The 22,809-nt window shown below is 62.3% G+C and carries 19 protein-coding genes and 2 pseudogenes; 1 reads left to right on the plus strand and 20 read right to left on the minus strand.

Annotated elements, in window-relative coordinates; genetic code table 11:
* Positions 1–4 precede the first annotated feature (4 nt).
* The 14 genes and pseudogenes from panC to B7G52_RS11120 form a co-directional block, all read right to left on the minus strand.
* Positions 5–856, minus strand: a complete 852-nt coding sequence (panC, locus tag B7G52_RS11055) for a pantoate--beta-alanine ligase (RefSeq protein WP_096697654.1) — start codon at positions 854–856, stop codon at positions 5–7.
* Between the two features lie 395 nt (positions 857–1,251).
* Positions 1,252–2,268, minus strand: coding sequence for a biotin synthase BioB (gene bioB / locus B7G52_RS11060; protein WP_096697655.1), 1,017 nt, complete (start codon positions 2,266–2,268; stop codon positions 1,252–1,254).
* A 13-nt stretch (positions 2,269–2,281) separates the two neighbouring features.
* Positions 2,282–3,007, minus strand: a complete 726-nt coding sequence (gene bioD, locus B7G52_RS11065; protein ID WP_096697656.1) for a dethiobiotin synthase — start codon at positions 3,005–3,007, stop codon at positions 2,282–2,284.
* Positions 3,004–4,186: pseudogene (gene bioF / locus B7G52_RS11070) on the minus strand (8-amino-7-oxononanoate synthase). The gene bioD and the pseudogene bioF overlap by 4 nt, the downstream one beginning before the upstream one ends.
* A gap of 7 nt (positions 4,187–4,193) precedes the next feature.
* Positions 4,194–5,546 carry an adenosylmethionine--8-amino-7-oxononanoate transaminase gene (bioA, locus tag B7G52_RS11075; RefSeq protein WP_096697657.1) on the minus strand — a complete coding sequence of 451 codons (1,353 nt, stop codon included), beginning with the start codon at positions 5,544–5,546 and terminating at the stop codon, positions 4,194–4,196.
* The gene (gene panD, locus B7G52_RS11080; protein ID WP_096697658.1) at positions 5,546–5,926 is read right to left on the minus strand and encodes an aspartate 1-decarboxylase; all 381 of its coding nucleotides are present in this window, start codon (positions 5,924–5,926) and stop codon (positions 5,546–5,548) included. The genes bioA and panD overlap by 1 nt, the downstream gene beginning before the upstream one ends.
* 135 nt (positions 5,927–6,061) lie before the next feature.
* Positions 6,062–6,850: a citryl-CoA lyase gene (locus tag B7G52_RS11085; RefSeq protein WP_096697659.1), complete on the minus strand. Its 789-nt coding sequence runs from the start codon at positions 6,848–6,850 to the stop codon at positions 6,062–6,064.
* 37 nt (positions 6,851–6,887) lie between these two features.
* Complete coding sequence (locus tag B7G52_RS11090; RefSeq protein ID WP_371329013.1) at positions 6,888–7,724, minus strand: CoA ester lyase; 837 nt, start codon at positions 7,722–7,724, stop codon at positions 6,888–6,890.
* Positions 7,721–9,085, minus strand: coding sequence for an MmgE/PrpD family protein (locus B7G52_RS11095; RefSeq protein ID WP_096697660.1), 1,365 nt, complete (start codon positions 9,083–9,085; stop codon positions 7,721–7,723). The genes B7G52_RS11090 and B7G52_RS11095 overlap by 4 nt, the downstream gene beginning before the upstream one ends.
* A 16-nt stretch (positions 9,086–9,101) precedes the next feature.
* Positions 9,102–10,277, minus strand: coding sequence for a CaiB/BaiF CoA-transferase family protein (locus B7G52_RS11100; RefSeq protein WP_170954747.1), 1,176 nt, complete (start codon positions 10,275–10,277; stop codon positions 9,102–9,104).
* An 11-nt stretch (positions 10,278–10,288) separates the two neighbouring features.
* The gene (locus B7G52_RS11105) at positions 10,289–11,446 is read right to left on the minus strand and encodes an acyl-CoA dehydrogenase family protein (protein WP_096697662.1); all 1,158 of its coding nucleotides are present in this window, start codon (positions 11,444–11,446) and stop codon (positions 10,289–10,291) included.
* 51 nt (positions 11,447–11,497) lie between these two features.
* Positions 11,498–12,280 carry an enoyl-CoA hydratase-related protein gene (locus tag B7G52_RS11110; protein WP_096697663.1) on the minus strand — a complete coding sequence of 261 codons (783 nt, stop codon included), beginning with the start codon at positions 12,278–12,280 and terminating at the stop codon, positions 11,498–11,500.
* Between the two features lie 29 nt (positions 12,281–12,309).
* Positions 12,310–13,515: a CaiB/BaiF CoA-transferase family protein gene (locus B7G52_RS11115; RefSeq protein WP_096697664.1), complete on the minus strand. Its 1,206-nt coding sequence runs from the start codon at positions 13,513–13,515 to the stop codon at positions 12,310–12,312.
* Between the two features lie 14 nt (positions 13,516–13,529).
* Positions 13,530–14,318: an enoyl-CoA hydratase/isomerase family protein gene (locus B7G52_RS11120; protein ID WP_096697665.1), complete on the minus strand. Its 789-nt coding sequence runs from the start codon at positions 14,316–14,318 to the stop codon at positions 13,530–13,532.
* A 523-nt stretch (positions 14,319–14,841) separates the two neighbouring features.
* Between B7G52_RS11120 and ltrA the strand changes: the two are divergent.
* Positions 14,842–16,430 (plus strand): annotated as a pseudogene (gene ltrA, locus B7G52_RS11125) (group II intron reverse transcriptase/maturase).
* 228 nt (positions 16,431–16,658) lie between these two features.
* Here ltrA and B7G52_RS11130 read toward each other — a convergent pair.
* From B7G52_RS11130 to B7G52_RS11155, 6 genes are all read right to left on the minus strand, one after another.
* Positions 16,659–17,480, minus strand: coding sequence for an N-acyl homoserine lactonase family protein (locus B7G52_RS11130; RefSeq protein ID WP_096697667.1), 822 nt, complete (start codon positions 17,478–17,480; stop codon positions 16,659–16,661).
* A gap of 10 nt (positions 17,481–17,490) precedes the next feature.
* Complete coding sequence (locus B7G52_RS11135) at positions 17,491–18,720, minus strand: alpha/beta fold hydrolase (protein ID WP_096697668.1); 1,230 nt, start codon at positions 18,718–18,720, stop codon at positions 17,491–17,493.
* 1 nt (position 18,721) lies between these two features.
* Positions 18,722–19,621, minus strand: coding sequence for an NAD(P)-dependent oxidoreductase (locus B7G52_RS11140; protein ID WP_096697669.1), 900 nt, complete (start codon positions 19,619–19,621; stop codon positions 18,722–18,724).
* On the minus strand, positions 19,621–19,998 hold the full coding sequence (gene pcaC, locus B7G52_RS11145) for a 4-carboxymuconolactone decarboxylase (protein WP_096697670.1): 378 nt from the start codon (positions 19,996–19,998) through the stop codon (positions 19,621–19,623). Before pcaC ends, B7G52_RS11140 begins: the two co-directional genes overlap by 1 nt.
* A gap of 148 nt (positions 19,999–20,146) precedes the next feature.
* On the minus strand, positions 20,147–21,679 hold the full coding sequence (paaH, locus tag B7G52_RS11150; protein WP_371329014.1) for a 3-hydroxyacyl-CoA dehydrogenase PaaH: 1,533 nt from the start codon (positions 21,677–21,679) through the stop codon (positions 20,147–20,149).
* Between the two features lie 58 nt (positions 21,680–21,737).
* A complete protein-coding gene (locus tag B7G52_RS11155) occupies positions 21,738–22,739 on the minus strand; it encodes an NADPH:quinone oxidoreductase family protein (RefSeq protein ID WP_096697672.1) in 1,002 nt (333 codons plus the stop codon).
* Positions 22,740–22,809 lie beyond the last annotated feature (70 nt).

Raw genomic sequence — 22,809 nt, forward strand, 5'->3', positions numbered from 1 at the left:
CCGCTCAAGCGACTTCCAGATTGTCGATAAGCCGTGTCGAACCAATTCTTGCGGCACCCAGCGCCACCAGCGCATCTCCGGCTTGCGGCGGCTGCAGGTCAGGTTGTCGACGCACCGTCAGGTAGTCAGGCACCCAGCCGCGTTTGGTGAGCTTGGACATGGCCCGTGCTTCAAGCTCAGGCAACCGCGCCGCAAGCTCTGCATTCGCGTCGTGGGCATCCCGCACCAGCTGCTTGAGCGCCAGTGACAGCTGCACAGCTTCGACGCGCTCGGACTCAGACAGGTAGCCGTTGCGCGAACTTAGTGCCAAGCCGTCAGGCGCGCGCTGGGTCTCTCCTGCCACGATGTCGATAGGCAGCGCGAACTGGCGCACCATGTGGCGAATTATCATCAACTGCTGGTAGTCCTTTTTTCCAAACACAGCCACCCCACCGGGTGTGCTACCAAAAACGCAGCTGAAGAGCTTGATCACCACAGTCGACACGCCAATGAAAAAGCCAGGGCGAAAGTGCCCTTCCAGGATGTCAGCGAGTGCTGCCGGAGGGTGTACCTTGTAGGTTTGTGGTTCAGGGTACAAGACCTTCTCGTCAGGTGCAAACAGCACGTTGCAGCCCGCAGCCTCGAGTTGGGCGCAATCGGCGTCCCAGGTGCGTGGGTAGGTATCAAAGTCTTCGTGCGGCAAAAACTGCAAGCGATTGATGAAGATGCTGGCCACCGTGACGTCACCCAGGGTTTTGGCCTGCTTGACCAGCGCAATATGGCCGTCATGCAGGTTACCCATGGTGGGTACGAAGGCGGGGCGGGTAAAGCGCGCCAGGTGGTTGCGCAGATCCGCGATGGTGTGGGCGATGTACATTTATCGTTGGGTCAGGATGGACGGAGGTGAGGCTCAATAGGGGGCTGGCCGTGGCCTAACGCTGGGTTCGCAACCGCTCAGCAAGTATGGATGTTCTCAACGGGAAAGCGGCTGGCTTTCACGTCCTCGACGTAGCACTGCACTGCACGGCACGGCACATTGCACCGAGGCGCTGTCATCCATGAAGTTGTGCACAAAGCGGGGGCGTTTGCCGTGACTTACGGCCAGCATGTCGTGTAGCACCAGCACCTGACCGCTGCCGGCCACGCATCGCACCGATGCCGATGACGGGTATCGTGAGCGTTTGTGTCACTTTTTGCGCCAGGGTGGGCATTTCACGCAGGCGGTGCAGGGTCAGGGGTTTGCGTGGGGTGGTTTGCTCGCTCATAGTGTTCTCACGCAGTCGCAGGCGTAGTGGCTTGACGCAGGCCCAGGCGCTGCAGCAGGTCAAGATCGGCGTGCGTATCGGGGTTGCCGGTCGTCAGCAACTTGTCGCCGTAGAAAATGGAATTGGCACCGGCCAAAAAGCATAGGGCCTGCACCGCGTCGCCCATCTGCTGGCGACCTGCCGACAAGCGTACGCGCGCCAAGGGCATGGTAAGGCGCGCCACAGCGATGGTGCGCACAAACTCGAAAGGGTCGAGCGGTGGCTGGTCGGCCAGCGGCGTGCCGGGAACGGGCACCAGGTTGTTAATTGGCACCGATTCAGGATAGGGGTCAAGGTTGGCCAACTGAGCGATCAGGCCAGCACGTTGCAGACGTGTCTCGCCCATCCCTACGATGCCGCCGCAGCAGACTTTGACGCCGGCACCACGCACACGCTCCAAGGTGTCCAGCCGGTCCTGATAGTCACGGGTGGTGATGATGTCGCCATAGAAATCGGGTGCGCTGTCAAGGTTGTGGTTGTAGTAGTCCAGCCCGGCATCGCGCAGGGTTTCGGCGTGGCCGTCATTCAGCATTCCCAGCGTAGCGCAGGTTTCCATCCCCAGGGCCTTGACGGTGCTGACCAGTTCGGCCATTTTTTCAATATCGCGGTCTTTCGGTGCGCGCCAGGCCGCACCCATACAAAAACGCGTGGCACCGGCTGCCTTGGCGAGTTGCGCAGCTTGCAGCACGGCTTGGGGCTCCATCAGCTTGCTGGCCTCGACGCCAGTGTCGAACTTGGCGGATTGAGGGCAGTAGCCACAGTCTTCTGGACAGCCCCCGGTTTTGACTGAAAGCAGCGTAGCAAATTCGATCTGAGTGGGATCGAAATGTTCCCGGTGTACCGTCTGCGCACGGTGCATCAACTCAGGAAAGGGAAGTGCAAATAGGGCTTGCACGGCTTCGACCGTCCATCGCGCCGATTGGGGCGCGGCGATGGCATCAGCGCGGCGATGCAGGGTAACGGTTTGCTCGACAACAGAGGACATGAAAAACTCTCTTTCAATAAGACGGAACAATGACCGATGGAATTGCCTCCAACCCATCTGCAAAATTAAAGCGAGGACTCTGCCTTTGCCAGGGAATCTGCCCCCAGCAGGGCGCGCCCAGCCGCTGGGCCAGCGCGTTGACATTCTCGACCGGAGCCGACATCCCGGGGTCGATGTGATTGGCCACCCAGCCGGCCAGCGGCAAACCGGCCTGCCGGATCGCCTGCGCCGTCAGCAAGGCGTGGTTCAGGCAGCCCAGGCGTATGCCGACCACCAGCACGACCGGCACAGCCAAAACTTGGGCAAGATCGGCCAAGGTGTCGGTGGCATTGATCGGCACAGAAAAACCACCTGCACCTTCGACCACCACGCTGTCGGATACCGACTGAAGTTGCGCAAAACAATCGCGCATATGCTCAAGACTCAGGTGGACGCCCGCATGGTCGGCGGCGATATGCGGTGCCATGGCGTCCCGCAGCAGGTAGGGGCATACCCATGGCGCCGGGGCTTGTACATTGCTGGCCGCGCTCAGTGCTTCCACATCGTCGTTGCACCAGCGGTCATCCACCTGTGTCGCGCCTGCGGCCACCGGCTTCATGCCCACGGTCCGCCGACCGGCTCGCCCCAGGTGGCGCAGCAAAGCGGCGGCCACCAGACTTTTGCCGACGCCTGTGTCCGTGCCTGTGACAAAAAAATCAGCACGGGGCAGGCTGCGTGGTAGGGGTGGTGGCAGTGTCATTGCAGTGCTTTCAGGGTGTCTGCCAGCCTGTCCACATCGTTGATGCTGTGCGCAGCAGACAGCGCAATGCGCAGGCGGGCTGTGCCCGGTGGCACTGTCGGTGGGCGGATGGCGGGAACCCACAGCCCCTGCGCTTCGAGCTGGGCAGACACGGCCAGCGCGGTCTCATTGCTGCCCAGAATCAGTGGCTGTATGGGCGTGTCGGATGGCAACAAGCGCCACGAGCTGCTGGCCATGCGTTCGCGCAGGTGGGCAATCAGCGCTTGCAGGTGCTGGCGGCGGGAATGCCCCTGTAGCCCGGCAATCACGTCCAGACTGGTACACAGGGCGTGCGCCAATGCCGGCGGCGCTGCGGTGCTGAAGATGTAGGTGCGAGCCTTTTGCACCAGCCAGTCAATCACTTGCGGGCAGGCCGCGACAAAAGCCCCGCCTACCCCGGCGGCCTTGCCCAAGGTGCCCATGTAGACGATGTGCGGAGACTTCAGGCCAAAATGCTCCAGCACGCCACGTCCACCGGCACCCAGCACGCCAAAGCCGTGGGCATCGTCCACGATCAGCCAAGCACCATAGCGCTCGGCCAGGGCCAGCAACTGCGGCAGCGGTGCGATGTCGCCATCCATCGAGAACACGCTGTCGGTCACGATCAGCTTGTTCGTCGCTGTCTCTTGCGCTAGCCTCGTCTCCAGGGTTTGCAAATCGCCGTGCGGATACACATGCACGCGCGCGCCTCGGGCCAGGCGCACCGCGTCGATCAGCGAGGCGTGGTTGAGCATTTCCGAAAAAATCGCCGTGGGCTCGCCCGTGGCTGCCAGCGCAGGCGTCACCGCCAGGTTGGCCATGTAGCCGGTGCAAAAAAACAGCGTGCGGCAGGTCTCGAACTGGGGGCTGACAAACTCCGCCAGCCGGTGCTCCAGCGCCTCGTGCGCCTGGCTGTGTCCGCTGATGAGGTTGGGATGCACCACTGCCCGCGCCGTGCAGCCCGGCCCCTTCCTGCAAGGCCGTCACCACCGCAGGGTGGTTGGCAAGCCCCAGGTAGTCGTTCGAGCAAAACGCCAGGCGATCACGGTTGTTCAGCTTGACATGGGGCTCACAGGGCGATTGCGTAGGGCGCGTGCGGCGGCGCAGGTGTTGGGCGTCGAGTTGCACCATGCGCGCCTCCAGGGTGTCGATCAAATGCATGGTGGTTTCAGGTTCGCAGCGCTTCGGCCAACGCGCTTTGCACGCCCTCGGCAAGCAATGTCTGTTCGTGGTCGTTCAGGATATAGGGCGGCATCAGGTAGACGGTTTTACCGATGGGGCGCAACATCAACCCGCTTTCCAAGGCCAGGGCATGAAAGCGCCGCGAGAAGGTGGCCGCATGCGCGGGATCTTCAACCGTAACATCAAAGGCCCAAATCATGCCCTGCTGCCGGAAATGCCGCACCTGCGGGTGCGCGGCTACAGGGCCTAGCAGGATGCTGAGCCGCGTGGCACGCACGCGGTTGGCGTTCAGCACATCGTCTTCTTCAAAAATGTCCAGGCAAGCCAGGGCTGCGCGGCAGGCCAGCGGGTTGCCGGTGTAGGAATGAGAATGCAAAAAGGCACGGTTGATGCCATCGTCGTAAAAAGCCTGGTAGACATTTGGCGTCGTCATCACCAGTGACAGCGGCAGGTAGCCGCCACTGATGCCTTTGGACAAGCAGAGGAAGTCGGGCCACATCCTTTCCCCCTCACCTCCCCCATTCCCGGCCTGCTCACAAGCGAAGAAGGTGCCGGTGCGGCCACAACCCACGGCGATTTCATCAGCGATCAAATGCACGTGGTACTGGTCGCACAGGCGGCGGATGTCCTGCAGGTACTGCGCATCGTGCATGGCCATGCCAGCGGCACACTGCACCAGCGGTTCCACGATCAGCGCGGCGATGGTGTCGGCCTTGGCCTCGAACAACTGCCGCAGTGTTTCCGCCGCGCGCGCTGCCACGTCCCGCGCGCTTTCACCCGGACGGGCTGCACGCGCATCCGGGCTGGCGACGATGTGGGCCGGTCGCAGCAGGCCATCGTAAGCCTGACGAAATAGCGGCACATCGGTAACGCCCAGGGCTCCCAGGGTTTCGCCGTGGTAGCTCTGCGCGAGGCAGGCAAAGTCACGCTTGAGGGGTTGGCCGCTGTTGCGCCAGTAGTGGGCGCTCATCTTGAGTGCGATTTCTACGGCGGAGGAACCGTCAGAGGCGTAAAAGCAATGCCCGAGTGCATGCCCTGTCAGCGCCGCCAGCCGCTCGGAAAGCTCGACCACAGGCGCATGGGTACACCCGGCCAGCATCACATGCTCCAGCGTGTCGAGCTGGGCTTTCACGGCGGCGTTGATGCGCGGGTTCGCGTGGCCGAACAGGTTGACCCACCAGGAACTCAAGCCGTCCAGGTAGCCTTTGCCCGCTTCGTCATAGAGCCAGGCACCGCTGCCGCGCACCAGCGCCAGCGGCGGCTGGGTCTCGTGGCGTTTCATCTGGGTGCAGGGATGCCACACGCTGGCCGTGCTGCGGCTGGAGAGGCTTGCCGACATCACAGTGCCTGCGTTGGCACGTGGTGGCGCAAGGCTGTTTGGCGGTTGTGCTCGTCCACAAACACCAGTTGGGGATGATGCCCAGCGACCCGCTCTTCATGCACTTGGGCAAAGGCCGCGATGATGATGAGGTCGCCCACTGCAGCACGGCGTGCCGCTGAACCGTTGACCGAGATCATGCCCGAGCCTCGCTCGCCCTTGATGGCGTAGGTGACAAAGCGCTCACCGTTGTTGATGTTCCAGATGTGAATTTGCTCGTTCTCGCGCAGATCGGCAGCATCCATCAGATCCTCGTCGATCGCGCAGGAGCCCTCGTAATGCAGTTCGCATGCCGTCACTGTGGCGCGGTGGATCTTGGACTTGAGGAGGGTACGGGACATGGTTTCACCTTCAAGAAAGTTCAGCGGGCAAGCAGCCCCGGGGTATCAAACAGGCGTAGGTCGCTGGCCCAGTAAAGGTTACCGGTTGTGAGCAGCTTGTCACCCTGAAAATCGAATTTGGCCAGCCGCAGCGCATCAGGCGCCTTGTGGCCTGATGTGCCGGGTGGCCTCGTCTTCGACACGCTGCCAGATCTCGACCGCTATCGGGTTCTTGCTTTCTTCCAGGATGTGCCCCACCAGCCCGATGGCGCGCGCCAAGACGCCGATGCCCCGCACGATCTTCCAGGGCAACCCGAGTTCGCAGCAGATGGCGCCGATGGCGCCGGTGGCGTTGACCGGCAGCATCTTGCCGGCCACCCGCTCGGCCTCGGCGCAGATCAGTTGTTCGAGCCGGATGTAGTCGCCGGAAAAACCGTTGTCCCTGGCGATCTGAAACAGGCGCGGGGCGCGCGGATCGACCGGCTTGTGCAGCGGATGACCGAGTCCGGGAATGATCTGGCCGCGCGCACGAAAGGCTGCCACGGTGTCGCAAGCGATGCGCTCTAGGTCAGCTCCTTTCGTTCCGGGTGGCAGGGCCTCGTACAGCATTTTGGCGGTGCCTTCGGTGCTGCCGACGAACACGCTGCCTAGACCGCACAATCCGGCCGCCACCGCGGCCTGCAGCGATTCGGGCGCACCGGCGTAGGTCAGTCGCGCGACCAGCGCACTGGGCGTGATGCCGTGCTCGACCAGCGTCACCGCAATGGCGTTGAACACGTTCGATTCCTGCGGTGTCGGCATGCGCCCGACGATCTGCAAGTAGGCCATGTCGCCCAGGTTGAGATGGCCGAGAATCTCGTCAGGCAGACTCTTGCCGTGCACTTCGATGCGGTCGGGGGTACTCCAGGCAATGTCGGAGCGTATGGGTTTGGTTTTGCGGGTCAAAAGGAATTCCAGTCGGTTGGGGGTGGGTTCAAAAAAATCAGGCGCTCAGGCCCGCGTCACGCAGCACGGCGCGCGCACGCTGGACCACCGGCAGGTCCACCATCTGGCCATCCACGGCCACGGCGGCACCGCCGGCCGATGCAAATGCCTTGCAGATGCGGCGCGCCCAGTCAATCCGCTCGGGGGTCGGCGTGAACACCGCCTGGACGATGGCCAGCTGCTTCGGGTGGATGCACAGCTTGGCGCCGAAGCCGAGCCGGCGTGCGCGCTCGGCGTCCGCCTGCAAGCGTTGCAGGTCGTCGATCGCGGTGCTGACGCCGTCGACCGGCGCAGCCAGCCCGGCCAGCCGCGAGGCCAGCACCACTTGGGAGCGGAAAGCCAGCAGCTCAGTCTCCGCGCCATCGGGCGCACAGTCAATGCCCAGATCGAGCGCCAGATCGACGCTGCCAAAAGCCAGGCGGACCACGCCCGGCACGCGTGCGATGTTGTCCATCTCATGCAGGCCGCGCGCCGACTCGATGATGGGCAACACGTCCTTGAAGGTGGTCTCGACCACGGTGCAGACGGCATCGATGCCCTCGGCCTTGGGCAGCATCACCGCGGCCACACCAGGATGGCGACACAACTTTAGATCGTCTTCAAACCAGGGCGAGCCGGCAGCATTGATGCGCACTACCAGCGGCCCCGACTCATCAAGCGCGAGCGCCAGCGCGTCGCGTGCGCGCGCCTTTGCCTCCGGGGCAACCGCGTCTTCCAGGTCAACGATCACCGCGTCAGCGCCGCTGGCGCGCGCCTTGACAAAACGCTCAGGCCGGTCGGCGGGCACAAAAAGATAGGTGCGCGACAGACTACGGGGGCTGGTTGCCATGTTCATGCCCCCAGCCAGCGGTCCATGCGCGGTGACTGTGCGACCGCCCAGATGCGTGCGATCAGCGCCTGCACCTCGGCCGGCGTGGCGGATTTGCCGTAAGCCGCCAGGCGCTGCGCCTTGTCTTCGAGCTCGGCGCGGGTCAGGGTGTTGCCGGGGTCGCCCTTGGGCTCATCGACGCGCGCGCTCAAGATGCGGCCAGCGTGCGTGGTGACCGTCACCTTGCCGATCCAGCGCTGCGGGTAGGCCTGGTCAACCTCGGCGTCGAGCTGCATCGTCACGCGGTCGCGCAAGGCGGCCACGCGCGGCGCGAGGTAATGCGCTTCAAATTCATTCAGCCCGGCAAAGCCGTATTCGGCGGCCAGCGCCAGCACCGTGCCCATGGAGAACTTGGCCTGGTGCACTGTGGCGGGCACAGTGACGCGGCCCAGCACGTCGATGGCGCCCTGGTGCACATGGGTGGTCACCGCGGCAATATCGTCGGCCTTGAGCCCATGCGTCTGCATAAGCGCCAGCAGCGCGTCGGCGCTGGGGTGGGTGTGGCGGCACGAGGCGTGGTATTTGAACGAGGTTTCCGCCGTGGCCCAGCGCTGGCCCAGGCGGTCGGTCAGGCGCGCCGGATCGGCGTCGCTCGACATGCCCGCAGCCATGCCTTGCGCACCTTCCAGAATCTGGCGCGCGCCGGTAAAGCCCGCGCGCGCCAGGTAGGCGGATGCCAGACCGCTGGACGCCGCATGCGCGGTGTGCAGTTGCTTGGAGTCGGCGGCGTCGCGCAAAAACTCCCACAGCCCGGCGGCTTGTGTGCCCGCGCTGCCGAAGGCATGCAGCATGGTGGTCGCGTCGAGCTTGAGCAGCCGTCCGGCCGCCGCAGCGGCGGCCAGCGTACCGGCGGTGGCCGTGGTGTGAAAGATGCGGTAGTGCGAGCGGCCCAGGAACTCGCCCACCCGAATGCCGACTTCATAGCCCGCCACCACGGCGGCCAGGAACTCGCGGCCGCTGGCACCGATGTCCTGCGCGATGGCCAGCGCCGCCGGGAACACGACGGCCGCGGGATGAAACACCGAGCCGTTGTGGACGTCATCCTGCTCGGCGAAGTGCGAGGCCGCGGCGTTGACCATGGCGGCGAAATGGGGCGAGGTGGTGCGGCGCGAGATCAGCACCTCGGCGCGGCCCGAGGCCGGGCCCATGGTGCGGGCATAGGCTTCGATGGCCTCGACCGGCCGGGCGCCCTTGCCCGCCAGCGCGGAGGCGTACCAGTCGAGGAACAGGTCTTCGGTGCGGCGCAGCACCGGCGCCGGAATGCTGTCGAATGACAGATCGGCGGCAAAGGCAGCCAGCGTCGCGCTCGGGTTTGTATCCAGGGTCATGGCATCGATCTCGCAGTCAGATGGCTTGGTCCGCACGCAGCCGGACGATGTCAGTCTCGCCGTAGCCGAGCTCGGTCAGGATGGCTTCGGTGTGCTGGCCCAGCGCAGGCACCGGCCCCATGGGCGGCGGCTCGCTGCCCTGGACGTGGTGCGGCGGGTACAGCGCCGGCAGCGGGCCGCCGGGCGAACCGATCTCAGTCCAGCGCCCGCGCGCCGCGAGTTGCGGGTGCTTCCACAGGTCGGCCATCTCGTTGAGTTGGCCGTTGGCGATTTGCGCCGCGTCTAGCCGCGCCACCAGTTGCGCCGCGGTCAGGGTGGCGCAGACGCCTTCGATGATGCCGCGCAGTTTCTCGCGCTGGGCCAGCCGGTTGGCGTTGCCCAGGTACTGTGCGGTCAGCTCGGACAACTGCAACACCTGGTTGCAGAAGGTGGCCCATTCCCGGTCGTGCTGCACCGCCAGCACCACCTGCTTGCCGTCGCCGCAGGTAAAGGGGCCGTAGGGGTAAATGGCGGCGTGCGAGGCGCCGGCACGCGGCGGCGGCGGCTGGCCGTCCAGCGTGTAGTAGAGCGGGAAGCCCATCCATTCGGACATGGCTTCGAGCATGGAGATTTCGAGCCGCTGGCCGCGCCCCGTTCGCCCGCGCTCCAGCAAGGCTGCCAGCACGCTGCTGTAGGCGTACATGCCGGCGGCGATGTCGGCAATCGACAGCCCCGCCTTGGATGGCTGCTCCGGCGTGCCGGTCACCGACACAAAACCGGCTTCGCTCTGGATCAGCAGGTCATAGGCTTTTTTCTCGGTGTAGGGGCCGCCGTCGCCGTAACCGGAGATGTCGCACACCACGATGCGCGGGTTGACCGGCGCCAGGCTGGCGTGGTCCAGTCCCATGCGCGCGGCTGCACCGGGCGCCAGATTCTGCACCAGCACGTCGGCGCGCTCCACCAGCTTTTGCAGCACGGTGCGGGCATCCGGGTGCTTGAGGTCGAGCGTCAGGCTTTCCTTGGAGCGGTTGCACCAGACGAAGTGCGAGGCCGAGCCGTGGGCCCGGGTGTCGTAGGCGCGGGCGAAGTCGCCCTCGCCCGGGCGCTCGACCTTGATGACGCGCGCGCCGAGGTCGGCCAGTTGGCGGGTGCAGAACGGCGCAGCAATGGCGTGCTCCAGCGTGACGATCAGCATTCCTTCCAATGGACGCATGGCAATTTCTTTCAGAATGAGCGCGGCAACCCGAGCACATGCTCGGCCACGTAGCTCAGAATCAGGTTGGTGGAGATCGGCGCCACCTGGTACAGCCGGGTTTCGCGAAACTTGCGCTCGATGTCGTATTCGCAGGCAAAGCCGAAGCCGCCATGGGTCTGAATGGCGGTGTTGGCCGCCTCCCAGGAGGCTTTGGCGGCCAGGTACTTGGCCATATTGGCCTCTGCACCACACTGTTGGTGGGCATCAAACAGCTCGCAGGCACGCCAGCGCATCAGGTCGGCGGCCTCGGTCTCGATGTGGGCTTCGGCCAGCGGAAACTGCACGCCCTGGTTCTGCCCGATCGGGCGGTCAAACACGCGGCGCTCGCGGGCATAGCGGGCGCTGCGCTCGACGAACCAGCGGGCGTCGCCAATGCACTCGGCGGCAATCAGGGTGCGCTCGGCGTTCAGGCCGTCCAGGATGTACTTGAAACCTTTGCCCTCCTCGCCGATCAGGTTCTCGGCCGGGATTTCGAGGTTGTCGAAAAACAGCTCATTGGTCTCGTGGTTGACCATGTTGCGGATCGGGTTCACCGTCATGCCCTGACCAATGGCCTGGTGCAGGTCAACGATGAAGATCGACATGCCCTCTGACTTGCGCTTCACATCCTTGAGCGGGGTGGTACGTGCCAGCAAAATCATCAGGTCGGAGTGCTGAATCCGCGAGATCCAGACCTTCTGGCCATTGACCACATAGCGGTCGCCCTGCTTGACCGCGGTGGTCTTGATCTTGGTGGTGTCGGTGCCTGTGGTCGGCTCGGTCACGCCCATGGACTGCAGGCGCAGCTCGCCGCAGGCGATCTTGGGCAGGTAGCGGCGCTTTTGCTCATCCGAGCCATGGCGCAGCAAGGTGCCCATGTTGTACATCTGACCGTGGCAAGCGCCGGCGTTGCCGCCGCAGCGGTTGACCTCTTCCATCACCACCGAGGCTTCAGCCAGACCCAGGCCGGCACCGCCGTACTCCTGCGGAATCATCACCGCCAGCCAGCCGGCCCGGGTCAGCGCGTCAACACACGCCTCGGGGTAAGCACGGGCGTCGTCAATCTTGCGAAAATACTCGTCGGGAAAGCGTTTGAAAAGATCGCGCAGCGCGGCACGCAACTCGGGGTAACGTTCTTGGTTCATCATTTTCAGTCTCTAAAAGTTCCCCGCCGAGCCGCGCAGGACAAAGGTTACCGGTTAGCGGAATTTGCTGAAGTCGGGCTTGCGTTTTTCAAGAAAGGCGCTGGCCCCTTCCTGCTGCTCGCCGGTGTTGAAATAGTTGGGTGCCACTTCCTGGATCAGGTCGTTCATGTCCTTGCCCATGATCGGCGCCATGTGGTGGTAGAACGAGCGCTTGACAATCTTCAGACAGGTCGGCGACAGCGACAGCAATTCGTCGCAATACTTCTGCACCTCCGCGTCGAGCTGGGCCATCGGCACCACCGAATTGGCCAGACCCCAGTCGAACGCCTGCTTCGCGCTGTAGCGGCGGCACAGCATCCACAGCTCGCGCGCCCGCTTGTGGCCAAGCACATTGGCCGCGTGCGAGACGATGTAGCCGCCCGCCGGTGAGCCGACGCGTGGCCCGTTCTGACCGAAGATCGCGTGATCGGCGGCAATCGTGAAGTCACAAAAGTAGGCAATGTGGTGACCGGCGCCAATGGCATAACCGTTGACACGCGCGATCACCGGCTTGGGGCATTCGGCGATCTGCCGGTTGAAGTTGAACTCCAGGTCCTGCAGGCCGCTCTTGCCGCCTTCGCCCTTTTCCCAGTTGACATCACCGCCGACGCAAAAGGCGCGCTCACCAGTGCCGGTCAGCACGATGACACCGACCTTCGGATCGTTGCCGGCCTGGGCCAGCAGTCGCTCCATGTCCTTGATCGTGTCACCGGTGAAGGCATTGAGCGTCTTGGGCCGGTTGATGGTGATGGTGGCGACGAAATTCTTGACTTCGTAAATGACTTCCTGGTCCGACATGCCTGACTCTCCTATTAAAGTTTGGGGATCTACTGATGACGATGGTTCAATTCGTGTGCTATCACGCAGTCTTTCACGAGTTGATCCACCTCGGCCGGGCTGTAACCCAGCTCGCCGAGAATGTTCCGACTGTGCTCGCCCAGCTTGGGCGGTGGCGGCATGGCGTCGGGCCGGCGCATGCCCGCGGCAAGTTGCGCTGGAAAGGGGATCAGCGGCAGGCCGGGCATCGCCGGATGTTCAACAAAGCGACCGGCCAGCACCGGGTCGGTCATGGCCTCGGACACCGTGTTCACCGGACCACAGGGAATGTCGGCAGCCTCGAAGGCCGCCACCCAGGCAGCCGCCGCACGGGTGATGAAAATCGCCTCCAGTTCAGCCAGCAGCGCCGGCCGGTTGGCAATGCGCACGGCGTTGCGCTGGTAACGCGGATCGGTGAGCCACTCGGGCCGCTCAACCACGACGCAAAAGCGCTTGAACGCCCCTTCATTCACCACCGACACGCTGAACCAGGCACCGTCGGAGCCGCGAAAGTGACGGCTCGGCACCGCAATCGGCAGGTTCACCGAGCGAATCGGCTCGCGCTGTTCAATCGCATATTCACCCACCTTGCTGGCAAGAAAATTGAACATGGTGTCCGCCAGCGACAGCTCCACGCGCTGCCCCTGGCCGGTCTGCTGCCGGTGCATCACGGCGGCCAGCACGCCCAAGGCGCCGCACATGCCGGAAGCCACGTCAATGATTGGCAAGCCGATGCGAATCGGTGCGTCGCCCTCTTCACCACTGGCGTAGAAGGCGCCCGTCATGCCCTGCACCACGCTGTCGACCGCGGGTCTGAGCCGGTAGTCGCTCTGCTCACCAAAGGCGCTGACCATGTAGTACACCATCGTCGGGTTGAGGCGCCGCACCGCGTCGTAGGTCAGCGCATGGGCCTCGGCAAAGTCGGGGCGAAAATTGTGCACCAGCACCTGGGCTTTTGAAATCAGCCGCTCCAGCACCGCGCGCCCGGCCGGGGTGCGTATGTCCAGCGCGATCGACTCCTTGCCCCGGTTGCAGGTCATGAAAGCGACGCTGGAGTCGCCATAAAACGGCGGGCCAAAATGCCGCCCCTCCTCGCCGGTCATGGCCTCGACCTTGATGACGCGCGCGCCCAAGTCGGCCAGCACCATGGCCGCGTAAGGCCCCGCAATCAAGCGGGACAGATCGATGACGGTGATGCCATTCAGAATGCCTTGCACGGCGCCGCCCTTTTTTACTTGCTTGCGCGCGAGCGGGTGCGGAAGGCCGCAATGCCGGCGCGATGCTCGGGCGTGTCTTCGAGCACCGCCATGTGCGAGGACACCATGTCCAGGTGCGTGGCGAGCGCCATGGTCTGGCTTTGGTAGACGGCGCGACGAAAGAAGCGCACTGCCTGCTGCGGCTTGGAGGCAATGGTGCGCGCCATCTCGTAGGTGGCGCTCATCAGTTCGGCATCGGGCACCACGCGATTGACCATGCCAATGCGCTCGGCCTCTTCCGCCCCCACCACGCGACCGGTCCAGAACAGCTCAAGCGCGCGCGCAGTGCCTATCAGTCGCGGCAAGTACCAGGCACCGGCATCACCGGCCATCAGCCCGATGTTGATATAACTCTCGGCCAGCGTGGCCGAGCTGGCCATCAACCGGATATCGCACATCAAAGCCATGTCACAGCCCGCGCCGCGCGCCGCGCCGTTGACAGCGGCAATGACCGGTTTTTCCATGCGCTCCAGCGTGAGCGCGATGCGGTGCACATGCCGGTACAGAAAGTCCTTGCGCCCCATGCTGTCCATTTCGCTGAACTTGGCCATCTCCTCGAAATCGCCACCGGCGCAAAACGCGCGACCGGCGCCGGTGACGACGATGACCTTGACGCGCTCATCGGCCTCGGCCTGCTCAAGCGCTGCGCGCCAGGCTTCAACCATTTCGAGATCGAAAGCGTTGAGCTGATCCGGCCGGTTCAGCGTCAGGGTGCCGATGCCGTCGGCATCAACCGCAAACAGGATAGGGGGTTCGACGGACATGGGAGCTTTCCTCGCGATTGGGTAGCGTCAGGCTGCGACACGCCCCTGACTCGGGTGATATGGGAATGTTAACAGAACAGGTGTTAGTTAGACAACTCTGATCCGGGGCTACCGGCGACCCGCGCGCCACCGCCACGCCCCCTCACCGATCACCAGCTTGCCGCTGCGTATCGCCTGCCTGTTGCTGCACCCGGTCAATATGGGTTGGCGGAACGCTTAGTGCGCCAGCAAAGCTGGCAAGAGATAGTCAATGAAAGTTTGATACTGGTAAGAAATGGCGAATCAATCAGGCCCCGAGTCATGCGTTACACATCGCGAGGTGTGGAGCGAAGCGTTGACAGGGGAAACCGGCGAGCCAGCCATGGAGCCGCGAAATCAGGAAACCGGGATGCCGATGCTGTTAAGCGAAGCAGAAGGCAATACGGGGCATGGCGTTACACGCCAGTCATGCCCTGATCCCGCGCGGTCGAAGACCCTGAGCACGCCGGGAAGTCTCTTGCACGGAAGCTGGGAGATCTCATCTGTGCCCGATGCACAAGCTTCGGGCGGGACAGGCAAGGCTAAAAGCCGTAACCCTGTCGTTCACGCAGATGAGAAGTCGGATACGCCCGTAGTACCAAGGAAGCCGCCGAACAAAGGGGATGACCCGGCGGAGGTGGTGGAGGGAAGGGGCGTAGCCAAAGGAAACGTCAACAAGAACCCCGCGTCCCGGACCCAGAGCCGGAACAGTTGCGCGTCGACGGGTCTTGACGGCGTACGCGAAGTTGCCCGTTTGAACAAGACGGTGCGTTTCACGGCATTGCTGCACCACATCACGCCGCAGCTACTGGTGGAGAGCTTCTATGCGCTTCGCCACGACGCGGCGGCGGGAGTGGACGGCGTGACGTGGCGAGACTATGAGGAAGGACTCTACGAGCGGGTACACGGGCTGCACCGGGAAATTCATACCGGTGCGTACCGAGCCAAACCATCGCGGCGGGTACTCATACCCAAAGCCGATGGCAGACAGCGCCCGCTTGGCATCGCCTCCCTGGAGGATAAAGTCGTACAGCAAGCGGTGGTGACCGTGCTGAATACGATTTACGAAGAGGACTTTCTTGGATTCTCGTACGGGTTCCGGCAGGGGCGCAGCCAGCACGATGCACTGGATGCGCTGACGGTCGGGATCAAGAGCCAAAACGTGAACTGGATACTGGATGCAGACATTGCGTCATTCTTCGATGAAATCGACCATGACTGGATGCTGAAGTTTCTGGAACACCGCATTGCGGATCGGCGAATGCTGGGTCTGATTCGTAAATGGCTCAAAGCGGGGGTGGTTGAGGACGGGTGCAGGGTAGCGGCGCTCAAGGGCACGCCCCAAGGCGCGGTGATCTCGCCGTTGCTGGCGAACATCTACCTGCATTACGCCCTTGATCTATGGACGCGGCAATGGCGTCGCAAATATGCACGGGGAAAGGTGATTGTCGTGCGCTACGCTGATGACAGTGTGTTCGGATTCAAGAGCGAAGAGACGGCCAGGCGGTTCCTGACAGCAATGCAGGAGCGGCTGGCCAAATTTGGGCTGACCCTGAATGCGAAGAAGACGCGACTGATCGAGTTTGGTCGATTCGCCGCAACCAATCGCAAACGTCGGGGACAAAGCAAGCCTGAAACATTCGACTTCCTTGGGTTTACGCACTGTTGTGGTACCGACAGGCAAGGCCGATTCAAGGTCCTGCGCCTGACGGTGAAGAAGAGAATGCGCGCGACTCTCGACGCTATCCGTGTAGAACTGATGCGACGACGGCATGAATCCGTCTCCATTGTGGGCAAGTGGTTGAATCGCGTGGTTCAGGGGTACTTCAACTACCACGCTGTACCGGGAAATCTGTATCGCCTGGCAGGAATGCGCAGTGAGATATGTCGCGCTTGGCGACATGCACTGATGCGTCGAAGTCAGCGACATCGACTACCGTGGGACAGGTTCAGCCGTATTGCCAATCGTTTCATTCCGCCCGCCCGCAACATGCACCCACACCCTGAGGAGCGGTTCTTCGCGTCACATACCTGAGGCAGGAGCCGTATGCGGTAATTCTGCACGTACGGATCTGTGCGGGGGGCGGGGGGTAACCCCCGTCCCTACCGCAACCGTTCCACCCGCAATGCGGGCAGTGTCGAGGTGCGCTTGCGAGTGCGAGACTCAACCGCAGACGCAGCGTCGTGATCGATGCGCCAACGCATCTTGGTGGTCAGATAGTCCCGAGGTGCAGGACGCACTCGTAACACGGTGAAACGCCCGCTGAGTTCTTGCACCACCAGTTACGATCACCGCCTTGCCTTGCGGGTTCACGCTTTCGCTCAATGGCTGGCAACGGCCTGGAACGGCAACGCGCTGACGGGAGATTCGTGCAGGCACACCACCTCGTTGGCTGGGTCGCCGAAGTGTGGGTAACGAGCAAGAACCAGCGGGTCATGCCCGGGCACCAGGTGGTCGGGACTGTCGCATAGCGCGAGCAGTCTTTGATAGCCGACCAGCATGTCGGCCATGTTGACGACGATGGGAAACGGCGACTCGCGGTGGATATTTTCGTAAAAATGACTCGCGTCCGAAGCAAGCACAACCCAGCCGCGCTTTGTATGCACCCGAACCGACTGCAAGCCCTCGGTATGGCCGCCGACATGGATCAGTTGCAAACCCGGTGCCAATTCGTCGTCACCGAGGTAGAAATCGACGCGCTTTTCGTACACGCCGCGAACGAGATTCACGACATCCTCGACCGCATAGGCATGGCGTAAGACGTCATGGCACATGTGCCGGCCGGTGGCATATTGAAGTTCGCGTTCCTGCAAATGGAATCGGGCGTTGGGCAACAGGTCAATATTGCCCGCATGGTCGTAGTGCAGGTGCGTGATGATCACGTCTGCCACTTGCTCAACCGAGATGCCAAGAATCGCCAGCGCAGCCACCGGACTACGAAGCAGCACACGCCCTCTGCCTCGCGCTGCCGCCTCGTTGAACCCGGTATCAACCAGCCAAATGCGACCATTGCCCCGAACGACCCAGACAAAGTAGTCCATCGGCATGGAGGCATCGTGCATATCGGTGACGATAAAGTTTTCCCTGCGTTGACGCGCCACTGTCGCATAGCGCATCGCATAAACCTCGTACATTGGCAACATCGTTTGTCCTTCAGTTAAGGCGAGCGCGCACCGATTCAAGCACCGGCGCCAGATATCGTAAAAAGACAGTTGGATTCTCGATCATCGGAAAATGACCAAGATCCGCCATCTCGGCAAACACCGCGCCCGGGATCAGATCAGCAACATGCCTCGAATCGGCCGGAGTGGCCGAGTAGTCATATGAGCCAGTTAGCAAGTGAATCGGCCGGTCGCTTCCATCCAGGCCCTGCACGTCGACGGCAGCATCGAATTCATCACTATAGAACGCGAGGTCACCTGGGTAAATCTGGAAGCCGCCCTGAGAATATATCCAGGCAGCATTGCGGCGGTGCCGCAATGGGCTGGAAGGACTCATGAGCCCACGCACATAACTCGGGTTGTGAGCGGCTTGATTCACCTGGACATGAGTCAAATGAACGGTGCGTCGCCCGCTTGAGCGAAACGGCGCTTCAAGCGCAATCGCCCCGAGCACGCGCTCCGGCAACTCACGCGCTGCGTACAACGCCATCGCCGCACCCATTGAGCACCCGAGCATCACTGCAGGCTGCGACAACACCTGTTGCAAGACGCCCTCGCACACGGAAAGATAAGCGGCCTTGCTCAAGCGGTAGTCCTGCCACAACCACCGGGAGGATCCAGGCGAGCGCCCGTGCCCAGGCATGTCGAACGAATGCATGTGCCATTGCTGTTGCAACTGCGCATCGGCCATCAGCGCGTGATATTGTCGAGAGTCGGCACCGGCGGTGTGCAACATGAGCAGACAAGGCATGCCGACTGTACCGCTGAACTCGTGATAAACCGTCAAACGCTCACTGTTGCCGAGCCTGAGCGTGGCATAGCGGCCGGTCAGTCCACTCAGGTCAAGCGGTTCGTCAGCTACAGCTTCTTCGCTGACCTGACCGCGAAGTATCTCGAACAGGCGTTCCAGCGCATGCAAGCCTTGCGCGACCTGAATTGCATCGGCACGCACAGAAAACAACTCTGTCTGACGTGTTGCGGCTGTGAAGGAGTGCCACCCCACCGGGGGCAGTGGCAGCATGATCTGCTGCCACACCTGCGGCGATGCCGAGAGGTATATCGCCGACGCCGATTCGCCACCAACAGCGATAACCTGCTCCCTCCCTTCGGACGACTGGACTTCGAGCAATATTCGGCACGGCAAACCGGCCGCGGCGCTGATGAACTCTTTGTCCTGCCTGGCGGTATTTGCACATGCCTGTAGCGCATCGAGCAGCCTCATGTCACTTCTCGATCTGCTGCAGATACCTATACATCTCTGTGTGGTCGGCAGACTTGTCCAACGTGGACGCCGCGCCTGCCCACAGATTGAGCACTTCCTTGCCCAGCAGCATCTGCCAGCCCATGGATTCACCGAGGTTCATGGCGATCCCAAGATCTTTAGCCATCAGTTGCAGCGAGAAGCCCGAATTGAACTTGCCCGACAACATGAAGGGTTTCACCTTGTGCTCGGTTGTATTGTTTTTACCGGTTGAGCTGTTAAATACATCGGTCATGATGCCCGGATCCAGGCCGAACTTTTGTCCCACCAACAATGCCTCGGCAGCAGCCACCAGCCCGGCAGCCGACACATAGTTGTTCAGGGCCTTCACCGCATGACCCGCTCCTGCCTGGCCGACATGGGTGATGACTTTACCCATGTGGAGAAACAGCGCTTGGTGCGCGTCGAACTGCGCCTTCTCGCCGCCCACCATGATCGCCAACGAGCCATCCACAGCACGCTTGACGCCACCGGACACTGGCGCATCGAGAAACGACAGCCTCATCTTTTTCAGCTGTTCCGCGAGCACTTTCGAGCGCAAGGGTTGCGACGAACTCATGTCGATCACGGTAACACCCGGCCGAAGGATGTTGATCAGGCCGCGCTGACCCGATTGCCCCAACACGGTAGCATCCACGATGTCAGAGTTGGGCAGCATCGTGATGACCACATCCACCCCAGCAAAAGCATCAAGACCTGCGGCGGCGCTTGCACCAGCGTGCTCGCTGACAAAGCGCTCCAGCGTCGCTGGCACCGCGTCCAGTACCGTGAGCGCGTGCCCGGCTTTGTGCAACAGGCTCGCCATGGGAAAGCCCATCATCCCCAGGCCGATAAAGCCGATCTTCTTTGCGACTGCGTCCATCAGATGCCCATTTCCTTGAACACTTCCTTGGCGACGCGGAAGCTGTCGATCGCCGCTGGAACGCCGCAGTAGATGGCGGCCTGAAGGAACACTTCCTTGATTTCTTCCTTGGTCAGCCCGTTGTTGATGGCGCCTCGGACATGCAGCTTCAATTCATGCGGACGATTCAGCGCGGTGATCATGGCCAGGTTCAGGAAACTGCGGGTGCGCCGTTCAAGGCCCGGACGGTTCCACACATCGCCCCAGCAGTATTGGGTGACGTGTTCCTGCATGTCCATATTGAAGTCATCGGCATTTTTCAGCGATGCATCCACGTACTCGGCTCCCAGCACTTCACGGCGAGTTTTGAGGCCCTTGTCGAATAGTTCCTGATTCATGGTTAATCTCCTTTAGAGGGTTACAAGAAAGAAAAGGGCAAGCGAATCAATGCATGCCAGGAATTCATATCCATTCCTGCAGGCAGGCAAAAAACGTTCTGACATCAGCCCATGCCATTATTGAGTTGAGTGAATGTCCCGGCTCGCTTCAGGAATGGAAACGTGCACCGCTCGCGACCTTGCGCTGTATCAGCGGCGACACCCGATAGCGGTCTTCGCCATATGTGCCGGCCAGGTTGTGCAACACCGTCAACACATCATCCAGTCCGATCGCATCGGCCCAGGCAAGCGGCCCGCGCGGGTAGTTGACGCCTTTTTGCATCGCCACATCTGCGCTCTGTGCAGTGCATACGCCCTGGTTCACCGCGTCGGCCGCTTCATTGGCCAGCATCACCACCGTCCGCATGACCGCCATGCCCGGCACATCGTTCAAACGCGATACGGCAAAACCTGCGGCCTGGAATAACCCGGCCACCGCTCGATAAGCCTCCTCATCGCACTGGTCCGCCGCCGCCAGCGCAATCCGGGACGCGCTGGCGTAATCGAGCGCAAGATCCAGCAAGACGGTATTGGCTACCCCGGTATCACTGGCACGTTGCGTCGCACTGCGGCCATCGGTGAGATGGACAACCGCGCCACCGCACTCCAGCAAACCGCTGTTGGCCTGCGGCGCATCGACCCGCACGAACGCCATCCCGGCCGCTGCAATACGCGACGCAATCGCGTCGGCTACCGCTCCGCTGCCCATAATCGTTAGCTGTTGCGGCGCGGCCTGCGGCGCCTCGGTTTGCGGCTGCGGAGGTGCCGTGTCTTGTCCGTACGGATAAAAGCCGCGCCCGGATTTTCGTCCGAGGAATCCGGCATTCACCAGTTCCTGCTGCAGCAGCGACGGCGTAAAGCGCGGATCATTGAAATACGCCTGAAAAACCGATTGGGTCACCGCGAAATTGACATCGTGTCCGATCAAATCCATCAGCTCAAACGGCCCCATGCGGAATCCGCCGGCTTCGCGCATGATCGCGTCGATCGTTGCCGGCTCGCCCGCCTGCTCGGTCAGTATCCGCAAGCCTTCGGCATAGTACGGGCGGGCCACCCGATTGACGATGAATCCCGGCGTCGATTTGGCATAGACCGGATTCTTGCCCCAAGCCGTCGCCGTTGCGTACACAACCTGCGCCAGCCGGCTATCGGTCGCCAGTCCGCTGATCACTTCGACCAGCGCCATCAAAGGCACCGGATTGAAGAAGTGCATGCCGACCAGACGAGATGGATGCCGCAGTTTCGCCCCCAGCGCGGTGATCGAAATGGACGACGTATTCGTCGCCAGAATGCAGTCTTCACTGACCACGTCTTCCAGATCGGCGAACAACCCGCGTTTGACTTCCTGATTTTCGACGATCGCCTCGACCACCAGCCGCGCATCCGCAAGTTCAGCAAGATGGGTGGCCGCCTGCAGGCGCGCACTGGCGGCCACCGCCGCATCCTCCGTCATGCGCCCTTTGTCGGCCAGCATCCGGAAGGTTTTCCGGATATTGCCGATGGCTTTTTCAATCGCCTCCGGCCGCGTGTCATGCAGGATGACAGGATGCCCGACGGCAGCGGCCACTTGCGCGATCCCGGCGCCCATCGCGCCACTGCCGATAATCGCCACGATACTGGATGGATCTAGTGCATTTGTCATGACCATGCTTTCTTGACCAGGGATGGAAATAGGCCCGTATTGAAGCGCGGCGCTGCCATCAGTCTTGCGCATGGCGGGTCGTCAGAACCACCTTGCCCTGCACCTTGCCTGCCTTGACCAGCGCCAGGGCAGTGGCGAAGTCTTCCATGGCAAAGGTTTGCATCACGTTCGGCCTGATCTTGCCCGCGCTGTACAGCGCAAACAGCTCGTCTTGCACGCGACGTACCCATTCCGGGTCACGTTCGCGGTAGTCGCTCCACTGCAAGCCGGATACCTGGATGTTCTTGACCAACAGGTAATTCGCCTTGATCTCCGGAATTCGTCCGGCCGCAAAACCGATCACCACCATCCGGCCGCGCCACGCCATTGCGCGCAAGCTGGCATCAAACACGTCGCTGCCCAATGTATCGAGGACCACATCGACGCCACGTCCGTTGGTCACCGCGTATACCTGCTGGCGCAGCGCATCGCGCAAGTTGTCGGCGTCAAACCGGATCACATGGTCGGCACCGTTGGCCTGCGCCAGTTTTGCGTGCTCCTCATTGTTGACGCCCGCCAGCACCGTGGCGCCCAGGCCCTTTGCAATCTGCACCGCCGCCAGCCCGACTCCGCCGGCCGCGCCGTTGACCAGCACAGTTTCGCCGGCCTGATAGCCGCCACGCTCTACCAGGGCGAAATGCGCGGTCTGATACACCAGCCCCATCGCCGCTGCATCGGTAAACGGCATGCTGTCCGGAATCAAGAAGCAGTTTTCCTTTCGCGCTGCGACCTGTTCCGCGTAGGCGCCGGATTCGAGTTGCGCCACCACGCGGTCACCTTGCCTGAAGGACTTCACATTGCGGCCGACCGTCGCGACGACGCCGGCGGCGTCTTTCCCCGGACTGAACGGACGCGGCGGCAGGATTTGATATTGCCCGGCGATGACCAGCAGATCGGGATAGTTGACCCCTATCGCATGCACATCGATCAGTACGCCGTCGTCACTCACGGCCGGCGTGGGAACGTCTTCAATCTTCAACGTTTCGGGAATACCGTGTTCCCGGATCAGTATTGCACGCATGAGCTACCTGTTGTTCCGATAATTTAAGAATCCGGCCGCCGCGTACGTGCTGCGCACCCATGCGGCTGAT

The sequence above is a fragment of the Polaromonas sp. AER18D-145 genome, assembly GCF_002379095.1.
Taxonomy (GTDB): domain Bacteria; phylum Pseudomonadota; class Gammaproteobacteria; order Burkholderiales; family Burkholderiaceae_C; genus Polaromonas.